We start from the raw sequence: 17,986 nt of genomic DNA on the forward strand, positions 1-17,986 counted from the left end.
AAGGCTTGCAAACGCCGACGGCGGCGCGAACGGGAATTTCTACTGAGTGGAAGATTCTGATCCACATGGATGTGATGAAGCTCACACTGGAGGAGTTCGCAGGTCCCAGCGCCATCCCCGCGTCGATGCCGACCGGGAGGGGGAGCGGACCCGCCGAGGACCACACAACGAGCGAGGAGAGTGCAGATGCCCAACACAGACCCCAAGCCCTTGGTCATCACCGGGGCCGCCTCGGGAATTGGCGCCGACACCTGGCGTCGCCTGTCGACGGCAGGCCACACGCTGGTGGGCGTCGACCGGACGCCGGTGGAGGACTTCGTCGGGCAGTTCATCGTGGGGGACCTGTCCACCACCGAGGGGATCGACGCGGTCGTCGAACAGCTCCCCGAGCAATTGTCCGGCCTGGTCAACATCGCCGGCGTGCCCGGCACCGCCCCCGTGGAAACGGTGCTCGCCGTCAATGTCTTCGCGGTCCGCGACCTGACATCGGCCTGCCTGCCACGCATCGAGGACGGCGGCTGCGTTGTCAACCTCTCATCCTCGGTCGCCGACGACTGGCGCGCCCATGCGGCCGCAGTCCGGGAGCTCGCCCTCTGCCCCCGCGACGAGCTGGAGCGCGCCCGGCAACTCGTGGCCGATGCCTCCTACCTGTGGTCCAAGCGTGCGGTCCGGTTGCTCACCGAGCACTTCGCCGCGCAGCTGGTGGAGCGCCGTATCCGGGTCACCTCCGTCAGCCCGGGCCCGGTGCAGACCCCGATTCTGGACGACTTCCGTCGCGACCACGGCCAGGACAAGGTCAACGGCGCCGGGCAACTGCTCGGCCGCTTTGGCAGCCCCGAGGACATCTCCGTCGTGGTGGCCTTCCTGGTGGGGGAGCAGGGCCGTTGGGTCAACGGCACCGACATCCGCGTCGACGGTGGTCTGGGTGCCTGGCGCAGCGAGCACGCGGCCCGCTCCGAGGAACAGGCATGAGCACCCCCACCCCGGCCGACGGGCAGCTGGAGGTCCGGGTCCGGCAGTGCGAGGAGCTGGCCAGCGGCGTGCGTCGCCTCACCTTCGAACGCACGGACGGATCCGACTTCCCCGCTTGGGAACCTGGTTCGCACGTCGACGTCGTGATGCCGGACCATGTGCGCCAGTACTCGATCTGCTCCTCGCCGCGCCAGCGTCGACAGCTCCAGGTCAGCGTGCTGCACGTGTCGGACTCCCGGGGTGGCTCAGCCTGGGTGCACGAGCAACTGCGTGAGGGGCAGGTGCTGCGGATCTCCGCCCCCCGCAACAATTTCGTCTTCCAGGACTCCCGCAAATACCTGTTCATCGCAGGCGGGATCGGCATCACCCCGATCATCCCGATGATCGAGCGGGCCGAGGAGCTGGGGCGCGAATGGACCCTGGTCTACGCCGGCCGTTCCCGCTCGACGATGGCCTTCCTGCCCGAGTTGGAGGAGCACCACCCGGACAGGGTCAAGGCCTATCCGGCCCACGAGACGGGCCGGGTCAACCTGGCCGACCACCTCGCCATGCCCCGCGCGAAGATGCTGATCTACGCCTGCGGCCCCACGCGGATGGTCGAGGAGATCGAGGACTGGGCCCGGGGCTGGCCCCCGGGCGTCCTGCACACCGAACGCTTCCAGGCCGCCTCCCTCGATGCCGGCGCCAGCATGGAGGCCTTCGAGGTGGAACTGGCCCGTAGCGGCCGCACCGTGGAGGTGGCCACGGACCAAACCGTCCTGGAGGCGCTCGAGGAGTCCGGCACTCGGATCCTGTCCTCCTGCCGGGCGGGTGTCTGCGGTACCTGCGAGACGGAGGTGCTGTCCGGTGAGGTGGACCATCGCGACGTCGTCCTGTCCCCGGCCGAGCAGGAGGCCAGCCAGACGATGATGGTCTGTGTCTCCCGCGCCGCCAATGGCTGCCACCGCCTGCGCCTCAACCTGTGACCACCGCCCCGTGAGGAGACATCCATGAGCACCAGGACCACTGCCCCCGTGACCGACATCGACCCCTTCTCCCTGGAGTCGATCACCGACCCCCACCCGATGAACGCCCGGCTGCGCGAGCTGGGGCCCGTCTTCTGGGTGGAGAAGTACCAGTGCTTCGGCGTCGCCCGCCATGACTGGGTCTACGAGATCCTCACCGACTTCGAGACCTACATCTCCGGCGGTGGCGCCGGCCCCAATGACATCCGGCAGGACCCCGAGTGGCGTCCCCCGTCGATCCTGGAGTCCGACCCGCCCACGCACACCGCAATGCGCCGCGCCCTGACCGGCGTGATCAACCCGGCCAAGATGCGCCAGCTCCGCGGCGGTTTCGAGGAACATGCCCAGGAGCTCGGCGACAGCCTTCTGGGCCGCGATCGGGTGGATGGCATCAAGGACATCGCCGAGCCCTACCCGCTGAAGGTCTTCCCGGACGCCGTTGGCCTGCGGCCAACTGGCCGCGAGAACCTGCTGCCCTACGGGTCCATGGTCTTCAATGCTTTCGGCGCCGACAACCAGATCCGGCAGGATGCCTTCCGCGAGGGTGAGAAGGTCTCGGCCTGGATCATGGACTCCTGCGCCCGGGAGAACCTGTCGACGACGGGTCTCGGGGCCGAGATCTGGGCCGCGGCGGAGCAGGGCCTGGTCTCACCAGAGCAGGCGACCTTGCTGGTCCGCGCCCTGCTCAGCGCCGGCGTGGACACGACGGTCTTCGGGATCGGCAACACCCTCTACTGCCTGGCCAGCAATCCGGAGCAGTGGGAGGCGCTGCGAGCCGAGCCGCAGCTCGCCAAGTTCGCCGTCGACGAGGCCCTGCGCGTCGAGTCCCCCTTCCAGAAGTTCCATCGGACCGTCGCGGTCGACACCTCGATCGAGGGCGTCGAGCTGCCCGCGGGAGCCAAGGTCCTGGTCTTCCTGGGCGCCGCGAACCATGATCCGGACAAGTGGGGGGCCGATGCCAGCTCCTTCGACCTGCAGCGGTCAGCCTCCGGCCACGTCGCCTTCGGCATGGGCCTGCACCAGTGCGTCGGGCAACCGATCGCCCGCCTGGAGATCGAACTGGTCCTGACGGCGCTGGCCTCCCGCTTCGAGCGGATCGAGCTGGCCGACGAGCCCGTCCCCTGGATCCACAACGTCCTTCGTGGCTGGGAATCCCTGCCGCTGTCACTGACCCCTGCGGCACGAGTCCCGGACCACGCCTGAAGCACCAGCTCCAATCCCCACCAGTTCGAATGCCCAAAAGGAGGCATGTCATGTCCACCACCCACGTCCGTGGCGTCAGCGACGACGCTGCGGCCGACCCGGCGCTCTGGTCACCGGGCAGGCGAAATCGATATGCGTGGATGATCACGCTCCTGCTGACCCTGCTGATGATGCTCAACTGGGCGGACAAGGCCGTGATGGGACTGGCCGCTGTCCCGATCATGAAGGAGATGGGCATCACCCCCGGCCAGTTCGGTCTGGTCAGCTCCGGGATGTTCCTGGCCTTCACGATCTCCCAGTTGCTGGTCGCCCCGCTGTCCACCAAGGTGCCCAGCCGCTGGCTGATCCTGGCCATGTGCGGGATCTGGGCCATCTCCAACCTGCCTGTCGTGATCTTCGCGAGCCTGCCGGCGCTGTGGGTCTCGCGGCTCCTGCTCGGCGCCGGTGAGGGCCCATACGCGCCGTTGTGCATGCACAGCGTCTACAAGTGGTTTCCCACCAAGCGAGGGGCGACCCCCGCCGCCATCGCCTCGTCGGGCGTGACCATCGGGATCGTCGCCTTCGCACCCATCCTCGCCGTGTTGATCAGCTCCTTCGGTTGGAAGGTGGCCTTCCTGAGCCTGTCGGGCGTCGGGCTCGTGTGGGGTCTGGTGTGGATCGTGGTGGGCAAGGACGGTCCCTACACCTCACTGGCCGCGGAACGCGAGATCGAAGGCCCGGATGCCGCCGGGCAGACCGTGCCCTCGCTCGCCGAGGAGCCGGTACCCTTCCTGCGCTCGATCCTCAACCCGACCTGGTTCTTCGCCGTCCTGGTCTCCTTCTTCGGCTACTGGGCTTTCGCGCTGTGCACCTCGTGGGGGCCCGCCTACTTCGAGACGGTGCTGGGCTACTCCCGTCGGGCCGCCGGGAGCATGATCGCCCTGCCCGCCGCCTGGGGCTTCATCTGCACCATCGCGCTGAGTAACCTCACCCAGCGGCTCGACCTCAAGGGCGTGCCGACCCGCTGGGCGCGCGGCCTGGTCGTTGGGCTCGCCGGGCTGCTGGCCGGCACCAGCCTGGCCGTGTCCACCTATGTGGGCAATCCCGTGCTGGCACTGGTCCTGCTATCCGTAGGCTTCGGCACCGCGCCGGCCCTGTTCGCCGTCACCTACCTGATCGTCGGGGAACTGACCACCATCGCGCAGCGCCCGGCCCACCTGAACGTCGCCAATGCCGGGCTGTCGATGGGCGGTGTGGTGGCCCCGTCGGTGGCCGGTTTCCTGATCGGGGCTGCCAGCACGCCCGCCGACGGTTATGTCAGCGCCTTCCGGCTCACCGGCGTCCTGCTCGCGGCCGCTGGCCTTGGCTGCCTGGTCTTCGTGAACCAGCAGCGGGAACAGCGCAAGCTCGGTCTGTTGGCCCATACTGAGGAAACAGACCTCGACGGGCCGATGGAGGGGGAGACCGGTGGCGGGGAACACATCACGGCCGGGCGTCAGCCAGGCTGAACGGGTGGTGCAGCTCCTGCGCACCTTCGACCAGCAGCACCGGCGGCAGACCTTGACCCAGGTCTGCCGCCGGTCCGGCATTCCCCTGGCCACCTGCCACCGGATGCTGCGCGAGATGACGCGACTCGGGCTGGTGGCCCAGCAGCAGAACGGGCAGTTCACGATCGGTCACCTCGTCTGGGAGCTGGGGATGCTCTCCCCGGTCCAGCGGGGGCTGCGGCAGGTGGCTTCCCCCTTCATGCAAGACCTGCTGGCCGCCACCCGGCAGATCGTCAACCTCTTCGTGCTGGACACGGATCGGGCCCTGCTCGTCGAGAGGATGTCCGGCTCCGCAGTGGGGGAGCCATTCGCGGTGCCGGGGGACAGGTTGCCCCTGCACACCAGCGCCGCCGGGAAGGTTTTCCTGGCGCACGGGGCACTGGGCGAGGACCCATTGAGCGTGCTGGCCCTCACCAAGGAGACCGCCCATTCCATCGCCAGCTCATCGCTCCTGCGGGAGGAGCTCGGCCTGATCGGGCGGCGCGGTTGGGCCACCACTGCCGAGGAACAGGTGGACGGGGCCTGGGGTCTGGCGGTCCCCGTCTTCGGGCTTGGCGGTGAGGTGGTGGCGGCGCTGGGCATCGTGACCGTCGCGCCGCTGGAGGACCCGAGTCGCGTCGTGCCCGCTCTCAAGGTCACCTCCGCGGCGATCTCCCGTGCCATGGTCGGTCGGGAGATGCGTGAGAACTAGGGTTCCGCGGCATCCGGGCGCGGTGTGCCTCGTCGCCCCAGCAGCCCGGCCACGGGCAGCAAGACTGCCAGGGCCATGAAGCCGCTCAGCACCACGCAAGTGACTGCGGAGGAGCCCGGCAGGTTGGCCGATGCCACCAGCGTCCCCGCTGCCATGTTGCGTTGTGAGACGGACAGGGCGACGCTCAGCCCCGAGACCCCCAGGAGGCGTCCGAGGAGCCAGCCCGCAAGGCAGGTCAGCACGATCATCCCCGTGATGGCAACGATCGCGACGGTGCTGGCCAGCTCCGCGATCTCCCGGTGGTCCGCGACCGCCTGGTTCACCAGCATCACCACCATGGAGACCCGCGCGATCCGGCCCACCACGGGGGCGCCCACCCCGGCCAGGCGCGGAGCCCTGCTGGCGAGTGCGGAACCGGCCAGCAGGGGGAAGACCATCGTCCAGCAGAGCAGCAGTGCCAGGTCCGCCGCCTGGACGTCCATGCCGGACAGGAGCCGGGGCAGGACGAGGGGCAGGAAGACGGTGGTGGCCACCAGGCTGGTGAGCATCAACCCGGAGGCGACACCCATGCTGGCCCCGGCCAGGGCGGACAGTTGGAGGGAGAAAGGGGCGCCCGCGGCGCAGGCCAGTGTGACCAGCCCGCTGCGTGCCTCGGGGGTGACGGGGAACAGGGCGCACAGTCCCACGGCGAGCAGTGGGGCCACCACGAAGTTGCCCACCATCCCGGCCAGCACCAGCCGCCCCTGCTGCAACGGGGCCAGGATCTGACGGGGGGTGAATCGCAGGCCGACCGACGCGGTGCTGGCGACGGCGAACAGGGGCACGGCGACGGCGGCCACCATCCCGGAAATCTGGTCAAGGGTCATGCCAGGAGCACCCACAGACCACTGAGGCCGAGCAGGAAGGTGGCGCCACCCAGCACGTGCACCTGGGGCAGGCAGTCCGAGCCCGTCACCGCGTCGACACCGCCCAAAGATCGTCGGTGGCTACGCGACAGCGACAGACGCACGGCGACGACGGCGATCCCGGAAAGGACGACCAGGGGCAGGATCATCGGCGGGCCGTGGGTGAGCCAGCGCAGCATCAGACAGGTGACGCCCAGATGGGCGAGCAGGGTGCGTTCCCAGGCGAGGGTGGTCCGCTCCGGTTGCAGGCCGGAATCGGTGCGGGGTGACCACTGCGGGTGGCTCACAGCAGGTGCCCCACAAAGACACCGAGGGCGACCGAGACACCCAGGGCGAGCACGGCCCCGATCCACGGGAGTGGGAGGGGGCGACCGTGCCGCATGGCCCGCTCGATCTGCGCCCAACGAATGGTGGCGCTCGCGGCCAGGAGCATCCCGGTGGCGAGCAGGGCCGCCACCAATGCGGTCCTGATGCCTTCGGGGAAGGCGTCACCTGCGAAGGCCTCCAGCCCCACGCCGCCGGCGAACAGGGCCAGGGAGGTGCGGATCCAGGCGAGGAAGGTGCGCTCATTGGCCAGCGAGAACCGTGGGTCCGGTTCGGTGCCCCCACCTAGAATCAGCTGGGATAATCCCCGTCGCCGTTGGCGGTCATCCTCATGATCCATGCTCTCCAGACTAGGAAGCAGACCGGGGACGTGGGGGTTGGCCTTCCACTCAGCGACAGTGTCGGCAGAGGTGTGTGGTCGGAGGCCCGATAGGCTCCCGTCCATGGTCGACAACCCCTTCAAACCCGAACTGTGGGACGAGGTCCCCGGCTTCGACTTCACCGACATCACCTACCACCGCGCCAAGGACGTGCCGTGCGTTCGCGTGGCCATCAACCGGCCCGAGGTGCGCAATGCCTTCCGGCCGCACACCGTCGACGAGCTCTACACCGCCCTGGAACATGCCCGGACCAGCGCCGACATCGGCTGCGTGCTGATCACCGGCAACGGCCCCAGTGCCAAGGACGGCGGCTGGGCCTTCTGCTCCGGCGGCGACCAGCGGATCCGCGGCAAGGCCGGCTACCTGGCCGAGACCGACGCCGGCGCCGCGGCCAATGACGGCTCCGCCAAGCCGTCGCCGATTGATCAGGCCAAGCTGGGCCGGTTGCACATCCTGGAGGTGCAGCGGCTGATCCGTTTCATGCCCAAGCCGGTGATTGCGCTGGTCAACGGCTGGGCGGCCGGCGGCGGCCACTCGCTGCACGTGGTCTGCGACATGACCCTTGCCTCCGCCGAGCACGCGAAGTTCAAGCAGACCGACGCCGACGTCGGCTCCTTCGACGCCGGATTCGGCTCGGCCTACCTGGCCCGCCAGGTGGGGCAGAAGGTGGCGCGCGAGATCTTCTTCCTGGGCCAGACCTACGATGCGCAGCGCGCCTACGAGATGGGCACCGTCAACAAGGTGGTGCCGCACGCCCAGCTGGAGGACGAGGGGCTCGCCTGGGCCAAGATCATCTGCGGCAAGTCCCCGACGGCCCAGCGGATGCTCAAGTACGCCTTCAACGCGATCGACGACGGCCTGATCGGCCAGCAGATCTTCGCCGGCGAGACCACTCGGCTGGCCTACATGACCGACGAGGCCGTCGAAGGTCGGGACTCCTTCCTGCAGAAGCGTGACCCCGACTGGTCCGACTTCCCGTACTACTACTGAGTTTGCTGGTGGGCCTCGACGGGCTCGGCCATCGTGCATGCGTGGCCTGCGCAGGGACCGGACCACGGTCCCCGAGCATGTCGAGGGCTGCCTGCGCTCGCGTCAGCCCAGCAGACCGGCGTTGCGGATGATCCGGGTCAACGCCTCCACGTTGAAGCGGTCCTCGAGGTACACCGCCTGCAGCCCTGCCGCGCGGGCACCCTCGGCGTTGGCGGCGACGTCGTCGATGAACAGAGCCTCGGCCGGGGCGATCCCCAGGGTGTCGAGGATGTGGGTGAAGAAGTCGGGCGACGGCTTGGCCACCCCCATCTCGTAGCTGTAGAAGGCGCCGTCGGTGTGCTCGGCATAGGGCAGGTTGTCCTTCATGTGCTCGCCGCGGATGGCCTGCTGGTTGGTGGCCAGGTAGACCTTGGTGCCGCGTTCGCGCACCTGGTCCATCAGGTCCAGCACCCCGGGCAGCGGGGTGGTGTCATTCCACAGGTGGAAGACCTCGTCGGCGGTCACGGGCAGCGACAGTTCGGCGAGCAACGCCTCGACCTCTTCGCGCAGCCCGTCGCGGCGCACCAGCAGGGGCTTCTCCCGGGCGAAGAGCTGGACGAAGAAGTCGTCGGAACTGATCGGGTTGCCCAGTTCTTCAAGCCGGGCGGTCATGCCCAGGCGGAACCCGGGATTGGTCTGCAGGACGCCGTCGCAGTCGAGCAGCAGGGTGGTGAGTGGCATGGTGGGCAGCTCCTGGTGGCAGGGGTCGTGGCTCCAGTCTCTCGTGGGGTCCAGGTCACGTGTCAGCGGGGTCTCAACTCTGGCGGTCCGCCACCCGCTGCGGGGTTGACCCCGCTCACCGCGTCGACGATGAGGTCCAGCAGCCAGGACTGCTCCGGGGAGCGGGCGTGCGCGTGCCGGCTCCAGGCGGACAGGGTGACCGGCTTGATCTGCCAGGGCAACGGCAGGCAGCGCAGCCCGCCGCTGCTGGCGAAGGTTTCCGCCACGTATTGCGGGACGATTGCCACCAGTTCGCTGTTGCGCAACAGATTCGGCAGGGCCGAGTAGCGCGGCACCTCCACCCCCACTCGTACTCGACGGTCGCGCTGCTGCCGGGGCGGGGCGGTGTGCCCGATCGCGCCCTGCACCACCACATGCTGCTCCGCCTCGAAGCGATGTCGGGTCAGTTCGGCGTCGATCCGGGGGTGGGTGTCCGAGAGCATCGCGACGTAGTGCTCCTGGAAGAGCTCTCGACGTTCCAACCGTCGGGAGTCGAAGTCTGCGCCGGAGATGAAGCCGTCCAGTTCGCCTCGCAGCACCTGATCTTCCACCTGATCCACGTGCAGTGGCTGGATCTTCAACGTCGACGCGGGGGAGCGGCCGTGCAGCGCCCGCCAGAGCAGCGGCAGCAGGAAGGCCTCGCCGGCATCGGACAGGGCCAGGTGGAAGGTGGTGGCCCGGTCCGGATCAAAGTGGGTGTCGGTCTGGAAGACCGCGTCGATGGCATTGAGCGCCTCGACGAAGACCGGGTAGGCCCGGCGTGCGCGGGCGGTGGGGGTCACGCCGCGTCGTTCGCGCAGGAAGAGCTCGTCGCCCATCTGCCGTCGCAACCGGTTCAGGGCGTGGGTGACGGTGGGTTGGGAGAGTTGTAGTCGTTGGGCGGCGGAGGTGACCGATCCCGTTTCGTAGATCGCGACGAAAGCTCTGGTCAGGTTCAGATCGGCCGATGCCATGCCAAAACAATAGATCAGATCTATGGCAGTTGCGCGTAACTTCGATCCCACTTTTGTTCTCACGGGAGATGCTCTGTGAAATAGTTCACAGCAAGCGCGTGACGATGGAGTCGCGCCGAAACCTTGAGGAGGATCGATGGCGACCACCCAGTTCGCCCCCGCAGCCGGGGGAACTTCCGGTCAGCTTGATCGTTGGCCCGTGGCCCTGTGCTGGCTCACGGTGCTGCTGGACGGTCTTGACCTGGTGATGCTGGGCGCCGTCATTCCCACCCTGCTCAAGACCCAGCACCTGGGCTTCACCGTTGCCGGAGCCACCTCGGTGGCCACCGCCTCGCTGGTCGGTGTGGCGATCGGCGCCGCCCTGGTCGGTTCCCTGGCTGACCGGGTCGGGCGGCGCGTGGTGCTGCTGGGCTCGATCCTGCTCTTCTCGATCTTCACCCTGGCCATCCCGTTCTCCACCTCGGTCGCCATGTTCGCCGGTTTCCGCGCCATTGCCGGCGTCGGTCTGGGCGCCTGCCTGCCGGTCGCGCTCACCTTCATGAGCGAGCACATGCCCGACGAGAACCGCTCGCACGCCAGCACCCTGACCATGACCGGCTATCACGTCGGCGCGGTGATCGCGTCGCTGGTGGCCATCGCCGTCGTGCCCGACTGGCACATCCTGTTCTACCTGGGCGGTGTTGCCGGCCTGCTCCTGCTGCCGCTGGTCTGGTTCAAGCTGCCCGAGTCGCATGCTTTCCTGGCCGCCCAGCAGAAGGACGACGGCCAGAAGGCCAGCATCTTCCACCCGCGGTTGATGCGCGCGAATGTCGGCGTCTGGGTCGGCTGCTTCATGGGCCTGTTGCTGGTCTACGGCCTGAACACCTGGCTGCCGCAGCTGATGCAGAAGGCGGGCTACAGCATGTCTGGCTCGCTGGTGATGCTGTTCATCCTCAACCTGGGTGCCGTGGTGGGCCTGCTGGTGGCCGGCAAACTGGCCGACCGGCGCGGGGTGCGCTCCACCATCCTGATCTGGTTTGCCGCCGCCGCGGTGCTGCTCGCTGCGCTCAGCATCAAGATGTCCAGCACGGTGGCGCTGAACATGGTGGTGCTGGTCACCGGCATCTTCGTCTTCAGCGCCCAGGTGTTGATCTACGCCTACGTCACCCACGCCTTCCCCGCGGAGGTGCGCAGCACCGCGATGGGTCTTGCTGCGGGCATCGGCCGGCTCGGCGCCATCGTCGGGCCGCTGGTCACCGGCGCCCTGGTGAACGCCGGCCTGGCCTACCCGTGGGGCTTCTACTTCTTTGCCGGAGTCGCCGTGCTGGGCCTGCTGGCGATCTTCACCCTGCCGCACGAGCAGGATCTGGCAAGGCTCCACATCAGCGACGACGAGACGCTCACGCATCAGGGAGCGCCGGCATGAGTCACGGCGACGAGGAGATCCAGCTGCGGGGTGTGAGCTCCATGGCCACTCGGCATTTGCTGGCTGCCCTGGCCGAGCTGGCTGCCGATCGTGGTGTCGCCCAGATCGCCTTCACCGCCGGTGGTGGTGTGGCGGTTGCCGACGCGGTCCGGGCCGGGGAGTCCGCCGACGTGGTCGTGCTGGCCCAGGGTGCGGTGAACAAGCTGGCCACTGAGGGTCATCTGCTGGCCGGGAGCGTCCGTCCGGTCTTCGTCTCCGACGCCGTGCTGGGGGTGCCCGCCAACCGTGACACTAGGGCTCCGGAGACCTCCGACGAGCTGTGCGGCCTGCTGCTGGCCGGGCAGCGGATCGGCTATTCCACCGGCCCGAGCGGTCAGGCCTTCCTTGCCATGCTGGACGAGCTGGGCATCCGCGACGAGCTTGACGGACGGCTGGTGCAGGCCCGACCAGGGTTGCCGGTCGCCGGGATGCTCGCGGCTGGCGAGATCGACTTGGGGCTGCAGCAGCTCAGCGAGATGGTCGGCACCGACGGTGTCACCGTCCTGGGCCCGCTGCCCGCCCCGCACGCGATCAGCTCGGTCTTCAGCGCCGCCGTCGGCGGCGCCAGCCAGCACCCCGAGGCTGCCGCGGCCTTCGTCGACTTCCTGACCGACCCGCAGAACCAGTCCTTGGTGGAGCGTCACGGGATGACGCCTGCCACCGCCATCCGCAATGAGTGCAAGGAGCGTTCATGATCATCGACTGTCACGGCCACTACACCACCGCGCCGAAGCCGCTGGGTGACTGGCGCGGCCAGCAGATCGCCTTCGTCGACGGCAAGGGCGACAACCCCGCGTCGGATCCGGTGATCACCGATGACCAGATCCGTGAGTCGTTGGAGGCCAACCAGCTGAAGCTGATGAACGAACGCGGAACCGACCTGACCATCTTCAGCCCCCGCGCGTCGTTCATGGCGCACCACATCGGTGACCTGGAGGTCAGCAAGCGCTGGGCCACCATCTGCAATGACCTGTGCTACCGGGTCAGCCAGCTCTACCCGGACCGGTTCGCGATGGGTGCGATGCTGCCGCAGTCGCCCGGCGCGGATCCGGCCACCAGCCTGCCCGAGCTGCGACGCGTGGTGGAGGAGCTGGGCGCGGTCACGATCAACCTGAACCCCGACCCGTCGGGCGGCAAGTGGACCGCCCCGCCGCTGACCGACAAGTCCTGGTACCCGATCTACGAGGCGATGGTGGAATACCAGATCCCCGCCATGATCCACGTCTCCACCTCCTGCAACCCGGCCTTCCACACCACCGGCGCGCACTACCTCAATGCGGACACCACTGCCTTCATGCAGCTGATCCAGGGCGACCTGTTCTCCGACTTCCCGGAGCTGAAGTTCGTGATCCCGCACGGCGGCGGCGCGGTGCCCTACCACTGGGGACGTTTCCGTGGCCTGGCCATGGCGCTGAAGAAGCCGGAGCTGGAGGAGCACCTGCTGAACAACGTCTTCTTCGACACCTGCGTCTACCACCAGCCGGGCATCGACCTGCTGACCAGCGTCGTGCCGGTCAAGAACATCCTGTTCGCCTCGGAGATGATCGGCGCCGTCCGCGACATCGACCCGCGCACCGGGCACTACTTCGACGACACCTTGCGCTATGTGCAGGCCACCGACCGGCTCACCGACGAGGAGAAGACCCAGGTGCTCAGCCAGAACGTGCGCACCGTCTACCCCCGCCTTGACCAGCAGCTGACCGCCCGCGGCCTCTGAACCGCCGCCACCACAGGAGAATCCATGCGACTCAACAATCTGGGCATCGTCCACCGCAACATCCAGCGCGCCGACCCGGCCGCCGTCGAGGAGCTCTCGAAGTACGGCGTCGCCAGCATCCACGAGGCGATGGGCCGGGTAGGGCTGATGCGCCCCTACATCCGCCCCGTCTGGAAGGGCGCGAAGATGTGCGGCCCCGCCGTGACCGTGCTGCTGCAGCCCGGCGACAACTGGATGTTCCACGTCGCCGTGGAGCAGGTGCAGCCCGGCGACGTGCTGATCGCCGGCTGCACCACCGAGAGCGAGGACGGCTTCTTCGGTGACCTGCTGGCCACCAGCCTGCAGGCCCGTGGCTGCAAGGGCCTGGTGATCGACGGCGGTGTTCGCGACGTGGATGACCTGGAAGAGATGCAGTTCCCGGTCTTCAGCCGCGCGATCAACTCCAAGGGCACCATCAAGGCCACCCTGGGCAGCGTGAACATCCCCGTCGTCTGCGCCAATGCGCTGGTCAACCCCGGCGACGTGGTGGTCGCCGACGTCGACGGCGTCGTCGTGGTGCCCGCCGAGCTGGCCGGCCCGGTTGCCGAGGCCGCCCGCAAACGGGAAGAGTTCGAAGGGCAGAAGCGGGAACGCTTCCGCTCCGGCGAACTCGGCCTGGACATGTACAAGATGCGCGAGGGACTCGAGGCCGCCGGCCTCACCTACCTCGACTGACCAGACACCCGACCAACCCAGCAAAGGATTTCAACCATGAGCAATGCACCCGTTCGCGTGGCAGTGGTCGGCGCCGGTGGCGCCTTCGGCATGAAGCACCTGGAGGGTCTGAGGAACATCCAGGACGCCGAGGTGGTGGCCGTCGCCGGGTCTGCCGATGACGACCTGGCGGCGCTGGCCCAGAAGACCGGCGTCGAGCGCGCCGTCGCCGGTCTGGACGCCGTGCTGGAGATGGACGACGTCGATGCGGTGATCCTGGCCACCCCCACCCCGGTGCACGCCAGCCAGATCATCCAGACCCTCAAGGCGGGCAAGCACGCGCAGGTGGAGATCCCCGTCGCCGACTCGCTGCCCGACGCGCAGGAGGTGCTGGCCGCCGCCGAGGCCTCCGGCACGGTGGCGATGGTGGGGCACACCCGGCGCTTCAACCCCTCGCACCAGTGGGTGCACAACAAGGTGCTGGCGGGCGAGTTCAACATCCAGCAGATGGATGTGCAGACCTACTTCTTCCGCCGGAAGAACATCAATGCCAAGGGTGAGCCCCGCACCTGGACCGACCACCTGCTGTGGCACCACGCCGCGCACACCGTCGACCTGTTCGCCTACCAGGCCAACTCGCCGATCGTCGAGGCCCATGCCATCCAGGGCCCGATCCATCCCGAGCTGGGCATCGCGATGGACATGTCCATCCAGCTGAAGGCCGCCAACGACGCCATCTGCACGCTCAGCCTGTCCTTCAACAACGACGGCCCGCTGGGCACCTTCTTCCGCTACATCGGCGACACCGGCACCTACATCGCCCGCTACGACGATCTGGTCAACGGCAAGGAGGAGCCGATCGACGTCAGCCAGGTGGATGTCAGCATGAACGGCATCGAACTGCAGGATCGGGAATTCGTCGCCGCCATCCGCGAGGGGCGGGAGCCGAACTCCAGCGTCCGTCAGGTGATGGGCTGCTACGAGGTGCTCGGCCAGCTCGAGGAACAGCTGAACCGATGAGCTCCGCACCGGTCAGCACGCTGCCCACCCGTCGCGTCGGACCCTTCGAGGTCTCCGCGATCGGGCTGGGCTGCATGAACCTCAGCCACGCCTACCAGCCGCGCCCCAGCGAGCAGGATGGGGAAGCACTGCTGAACGAGGCGATCGACCTGGGCGTCACCTTCCTGGACACCGCCGCGCTCTACGGCGGTGGCCGAAACGAGGAGCTGGTGGGTCGCGTGCTGCGCACCCGCCGCGACGAGGTGGTGCTGGCCAGCAAGGGCGTGATGCAGCTGGTGGACGGCACGAAGGTGATCGACGGACGTCCCGAGGCGATCAAGCGGATGTGCGACGAGTCGCTGCGGCGGCTCGGCGTCGACGTGATCGACCTGTACTACCTGCACCGCTGGGACAAGCAGGTGCCGATCGCCGAGAGCGTCGGGGCCGTCGCGGAGCTGGTGGAGCAGGGCAAGGTGCGAGCCATCGGCCTGTCCGAGGTGTCGGTGCAGCGGCTGGGCGAGGCGCAGCAGGTGCACCCGATTGCCGCGGTGCAGAACGAGTACTCGTTGTGGACCCGCAATGCGGAGATCGCCATGATCGACGCCTGCGAGCGCGACCGGATCGCCCTGGTGGCCTTCAGCCCGCTGGGTCGAGGGATGCTCGCCGGCGCCGTTCGTGACCCGCAGCAGCTGCCCGCCGGTGACATCCGCCGCCCGATGCCGCGTTTCCAGTCGGAGAACTTCGGCCACAACCTGGCCCTGGTCGACCAGCTGGCCGAGCTGGCCCGCGAGGCCGGCAGCACCCCCGCCCAGCTCTCGCTGGCCTGGCTGTTGAAGCGCAGCGCGTCGGTGGTGCCGATCCCCGGAACCACCAGCAGCGAACACCTCCGGGAGGACGTCGCCGCGGCCCAGGTTCGGCTCGACGAAGACCTGGCCCGCCGGGTGGACGAGCTGATCAACCAGCGCACCGTCGCCGGACCGCGCTATCAGGATGCCCAGCTCGACGAGGTGGACGCCGAAACCTTCTGAGCATCACGCACCAGACAACACAACACACACAACACCAGGCACACCCCGTCGCGACGCAGCCAACGCCGTGACGCGCACCAACACACCCAAATACCGGCCCACCGGCCAGCACACGTCGCAGAATCAGCACTAGTCAGGAGAAGAGCGCCATGGACAAGGAAGTCATCACAACGCGCGTCGGAATCGTCGGGGCGGGCCCCGCGGGGCTGATGCTCTCGCACCTGCTCGCCAAGGAGGGCGTCGACAATGTGGTGCTCGACATTCGCGAGCACGACGTCATCGCCAACACCCACCGGGCCGGCATCCTGGAGGCCGGCAGCGTCCGGATGCTCACCGACACCGGCGTCGACGGCCGGGTGCTGACCGAGGGCTATGAGCACAGCGGCATCTACCTGCGCTTCAACGGCGAGAACCACCACATCGACTTCAAGGAACTGCTGGGCCAGACCGTGTGGCTCTACCCGCAGAACGAGGTCTTCGTGGATCTGGCGGCCGCGCGGCGGCGCGACGGTGGGGATGTTCGCTTCGGCGTCTCCGACACCCAGGTGATCGGGATCGAGACCGACTCCCCGGTGATCGCCTTCATCGACGCGGACGGCGTCGCCAAGGAGATCCACTGCGAGATCGTGGTGGGGGCCGACGGCTCCCGCTCCAAGTGCCGAGACCTGATCCCGGAGAACAAGCGGATCAAGTACACCAAGCGCTACCCCTTCGCCTGGTTCGGCATCCTGGCCAAGGCGCCGTTCAGCTCCGACGAGTTGATCTACTGCCGCTCCGATCTGGGTTTCGCGCTGATCAGCCAGCGCACCCCCGAGGTGCAGCGAATGTACTTCCAGTGCTCGCCCGACGAGAAGGTGGAGGACTGGGACGAGGAGCGGATCTGGGACCATCTGGATGCCATCGGTGCCGGCCCCGACGGCTTCAAGCTGAAGCGTGGCGAGATCTTCGAGAAGGTGATCCTGCCCTTCCGCTCCTTCGTCCAAGAACCGATGCAGTACGGCAGGCTCTTCCTGGCCGGTGACGCCTCGCACACCGTGCCGCCGACCGGCGCCAAGGGCCTCAACCTGGCCTTCGGCGACGTCGCCCTGCTGGCCCCCGCGCTGGTGGAATGGGCCCGGACCGGCTCCACCGAGCAGCTGGACACCTACTCCGAGCGGGCCCTGAAGCGAGTCTGGAAGAGTCAGAACTTCTCCTACTGGATGACCCAGATGCTGCACACCCAGGCCGACGCCGAGCCCTTCGACAACAAGCGGCAGCTGGGCGAGTTGGAGTCGGTGATCTCATCGCCCAAGACGATGAGCTACCTGGCCGAGTGCTACACCGGCTGGCCCTACGACCTGCCCGAACTGATGGAGGACTGAGATGGCCCAGAACGACAAGCCCACGACGGGCGACTTCACCAAGACCGACGGCTGGTTGGACTGGTACGAGGGGCCCAGCAAGCCCGCCTTCCAGCTGCCGGCGGGCGCCGTCGACGCCCACTGCCACGTCTTCGGGCCGGGGGAGCAGTTCCCCTACGCCCCGCAGCGCAAGTACACCCCCTGCGATGCCTCGGCCGATCAGCTCTTCGCCCTGCGCGACCACCTGGGCTTCAGCCGCAATGTGATCGTCCAGGCCACCTGTCACGGCGCCGACAACCGCGCCTTGGTTGATGCGGTGCGGCGCAGCGAGGGCCGTGCCCGGGGCGTCGCGACGGTGAAGCCCGACGTGACTGCCGAGGAACTGCAGGAACTGCACGAGGCCGGGGTACGCGGCGTGCGCTTCAACTTCGTGAAGCGGCTGGTCGACGCGGTGCCCACCGAGGCGCTGGGCACCATCGTCGAGAAGATCGCCCCGCTGGGCTGGCATGTGGTGATCTACTTCGAGGCCGCTGACCTGCCCGACCTGTACGACTTCTTCAGCTCGATCCCGACCACCGTCGTCGTGGACCACATGGGCCGTCCGGACGTCACCAAGGATGTCGACGGGCCCGAGTTCGGCCTCTTCCTCAAGTTCATGCGGGAGAACCCGAATGTCTGGTCCAAGGTGAGCTGCCCGGAGCGGCTGACGGTGACCGGCCCCAAGGCGCTGGACGGTGAGCGGCAGGCCTACACGGATGTCGTGCCCTTTGCCCGACGGGTGGTGGAGGAGTTCGCTGACCGAGTGCTGTGGGGCACCGACTGGCCGCACCCCAACCTGAAGGACCACATGCCCGACGACGGGCTGTTGGTGGACTTCATCCCCCAGATCGCCCCCACCCAGGAGCTCCAGCGCAGGCTCCTGGTGGACAACCCAATGCGCCTGTACTGGCCGGAGGAGGCGCTGGGAGATCAGTCCGCCGACCTTGGCAAGCCCACCGCAGAGCTCCGTCACGGCGTCGGCGATGACGTCGGGCAGGCCTGACCAACCGAAGGGAAAT

At 68.1% G+C, this 17,986-nt stretch carries 19 protein-coding genes; 14 read left to right on the plus strand and 5 right to left on the minus strand.

The genetic code is table 11. From position 1 onward, the window contains the following. The first annotated feature begins 186 nt into the window (after nt 1-186). From AAEX57_RS01005 to AAEX57_RS01025, 5 genes are read left to right on the plus strand one after another with little or no spacing between them, the layout of a single operon-like run. Nucleotides 187-972: an SDR family oxidoreductase gene (locus AAEX57_RS01005; protein WP_342090362.1), complete on the plus strand. Its 786-nt coding sequence runs from the start codon at nt 187-189 to the stop codon at nt 970-972. Continuing rightward, a complete protein-coding gene (locus AAEX57_RS01010; RefSeq protein ID WP_342090363.1) occupies nt 969-1,937 on the plus strand; it encodes a PDR/VanB family oxidoreductase in 969 nt (322 codons plus the stop codon). The genes AAEX57_RS01005 and AAEX57_RS01010 overlap by 4 nt, the downstream gene beginning before the upstream one ends. Before the next feature lie 24 nt (nt 1,938-1,961). After that, nucleotides 1,962-3,179: a cytochrome P450 gene (locus AAEX57_RS01015; RefSeq protein WP_342090364.1), complete on the plus strand. Its 1,218-nt coding sequence runs from the start codon at nt 1,962-1,964 to the stop codon at nt 3,177-3,179. Nucleotides 3,180-3,229: 50 nt separating this feature from the next. Next, the gene (locus tag AAEX57_RS01020) at nt 3,230-4,666 is read left to right on the plus strand and encodes an MFS transporter (RefSeq protein WP_342090365.1); all 1,437 of its coding nucleotides are present in this window, start codon (nt 3,230-3,232) and stop codon (nt 4,664-4,666) included. 4 nt (nt 4,667-4,670) lie between these two features. After that, nucleotides 4,671-5,396, plus strand: a complete 726-nt coding sequence (locus AAEX57_RS01025) for an IclR family transcriptional regulator (RefSeq protein WP_342097733.1) — start codon at nt 4,671-4,673, stop codon at nt 5,394-5,396. On the opposite strand, the gene AAEX57_RS01030 is transcribed toward AAEX57_RS01025, so the two are convergent. Genes AAEX57_RS01030 through AAEX57_RS01040 form a run of 3 tightly spaced genes read right to left on the minus strand, consistent with a single transcriptional unit; the run spans nt 5,393 to nt 6,965 of the window. After that, entirely contained in the window at nt 5,393-6,262 is an 870-nt protein-coding gene (locus AAEX57_RS01030; protein WP_342090375.1) for a bile acid:sodium symporter family protein, read from the minus strand. The two genes, AAEX57_RS01025 and AAEX57_RS01030, sit on opposite strands and share 4 nt — an antisense overlap. Beyond that, nucleotides 6,259-6,588 carry a DUF202 domain-containing protein gene (locus AAEX57_RS01035; RefSeq protein ID WP_342090376.1) on the minus strand — a complete coding sequence of 110 codons (330 nt, stop codon included), beginning with the start codon at nt 6,586-6,588 and terminating at the stop codon, nt 6,259-6,261. Before AAEX57_RS01035 ends, AAEX57_RS01030 begins: the two co-directional genes overlap by 4 nt. Continuing rightward, nucleotides 6,585-6,965, minus strand: a complete 381-nt coding sequence (locus AAEX57_RS01040) for a YidH family protein (RefSeq protein ID WP_342090377.1) — start codon at nt 6,963-6,965, stop codon at nt 6,585-6,587. The genes AAEX57_RS01035 and AAEX57_RS01040 overlap by 4 nt, the downstream gene beginning before the upstream one ends. Before the next feature lie 103 nt (nt 6,966-7,068). Here AAEX57_RS01040 and AAEX57_RS01045 point away from each other — a divergent pair, with 103 nt between their 5' ends. Next, complete coding sequence (locus AAEX57_RS01045) at nt 7,069-7,995, plus strand: 1,4-dihydroxy-2-naphthoyl-CoA synthase (protein ID WP_342090378.1); 927 nt, start codon at nt 7,069-7,071, stop codon at nt 7,993-7,995. A 102-nt stretch (nt 7,996-8,097) separates the two neighbouring features. Here AAEX57_RS01045 and AAEX57_RS01050 read toward each other — a convergent pair whose 3' ends face one another. Together AAEX57_RS01050 and AAEX57_RS01055 are read right to left on the minus strand one after the other, a co-directional pair. Beyond that, nucleotides 8,098-8,715 carry an HAD family hydrolase gene (locus AAEX57_RS01050; RefSeq protein ID WP_342090379.1) on the minus strand — a complete coding sequence of 206 codons (618 nt, stop codon included), beginning with the start codon at nt 8,713-8,715 and terminating at the stop codon, nt 8,098-8,100. A 62-nt stretch (nt 8,716-8,777) separates the two neighbouring features. After that, the gene (locus AAEX57_RS01055) at nt 8,778-9,707 is read right to left on the minus strand and encodes a LysR family transcriptional regulator (RefSeq protein ID WP_342090380.1); all 930 of its coding nucleotides are present in this window, start codon (nt 9,705-9,707) and stop codon (nt 8,778-8,780) included. A gap of 136 nt (nt 9,708-9,843) precedes the next feature. Here AAEX57_RS01055 and AAEX57_RS01060 point away from each other — a divergent pair, with 136 nt between their 5' ends. From AAEX57_RS01060 to AAEX57_RS01095, 8 genes are all read left to right on the plus strand, one after another. Beyond that, nucleotides 9,844-11,112 carry an MFS transporter gene (locus AAEX57_RS01060; protein ID WP_342090381.1) on the plus strand — a complete coding sequence of 423 codons (1,269 nt, stop codon included), beginning with the start codon at nt 9,844-9,846 and terminating at the stop codon, nt 11,110-11,112. Then, the gene (locus tag AAEX57_RS01065; RefSeq protein ID WP_342090382.1) at nt 11,109-11,846 is read left to right on the plus strand and encodes a molybdate ABC transporter substrate-binding protein; all 738 of its coding nucleotides are present in this window, start codon (nt 11,109-11,111) and stop codon (nt 11,844-11,846) included. Before AAEX57_RS01060 ends, AAEX57_RS01065 begins: the two co-directional genes overlap by 4 nt. Continuing rightward, the gene (locus tag AAEX57_RS01070; RefSeq protein ID WP_342090383.1) at nt 11,843-12,868 is read left to right on the plus strand and encodes an amidohydrolase family protein; all 1,026 of its coding nucleotides are present in this window, start codon (nt 11,843-11,845) and stop codon (nt 12,866-12,868) included. Before AAEX57_RS01065 ends, AAEX57_RS01070 begins: the two co-directional genes overlap by 4 nt. 24 nt (nt 12,869-12,892) lie before the next feature. Further along, nucleotides 12,893-13,582: a 4-carboxy-4-hydroxy-2-oxoadipate aldolase/oxaloacetate decarboxylase gene (gene ligK / locus AAEX57_RS01075; protein WP_342090384.1), complete on the plus strand. Its 690-nt coding sequence runs from the start codon at nt 12,893-12,895 to the stop codon at nt 13,580-13,582. Nucleotides 13,583-13,618: 36 nt separating this feature from the next. Next, on the plus strand, nt 13,619-14,581 hold the full coding sequence (locus AAEX57_RS01080) for a Gfo/Idh/MocA family oxidoreductase (RefSeq protein WP_342090385.1): 963 nt from the start codon (nt 13,619-13,621) through the stop codon (nt 14,579-14,581). Continuing rightward, entirely contained in the window at nt 14,578-15,588 is a 1,011-nt protein-coding gene (locus AAEX57_RS01085; RefSeq protein ID WP_342090386.1) for an aldo/keto reductase, read from the plus strand. Before AAEX57_RS01080 ends, AAEX57_RS01085 begins: the two co-directional genes overlap by 4 nt. A 149-nt stretch (nt 15,589-15,737) precedes the next feature. Then, nucleotides 15,738-16,949 (plus strand): 4-hydroxybenzoate 3-monooxygenase, encoded by a 1,212-nt coding sequence (locus tag AAEX57_RS01090; RefSeq protein ID WP_342090387.1) that lies wholly within the window; start codon nt 15,738-15,740, stop codon nt 16,947-16,949. Nucleotide 16,950: 1 nt separating this feature from the next. Continuing rightward, nucleotides 16,951-17,970 (plus strand): amidohydrolase family protein, encoded by a 1,020-nt coding sequence (locus AAEX57_RS01095; protein ID WP_342090388.1) that lies wholly within the window; start codon nt 16,951-16,953, stop codon nt 17,968-17,970. Nucleotides 17,971-17,986: the final 16 nt, after the last annotated feature.

It is taken from the genome of Luteococcus sp. H91 (assembly GCF_038433135.1).
In the GTDB taxonomy this organism is placed as follows: domain Bacteria; phylum Actinomycetota; class Actinomycetes; order Propionibacteriales; family Propionibacteriaceae; genus Luteococcus.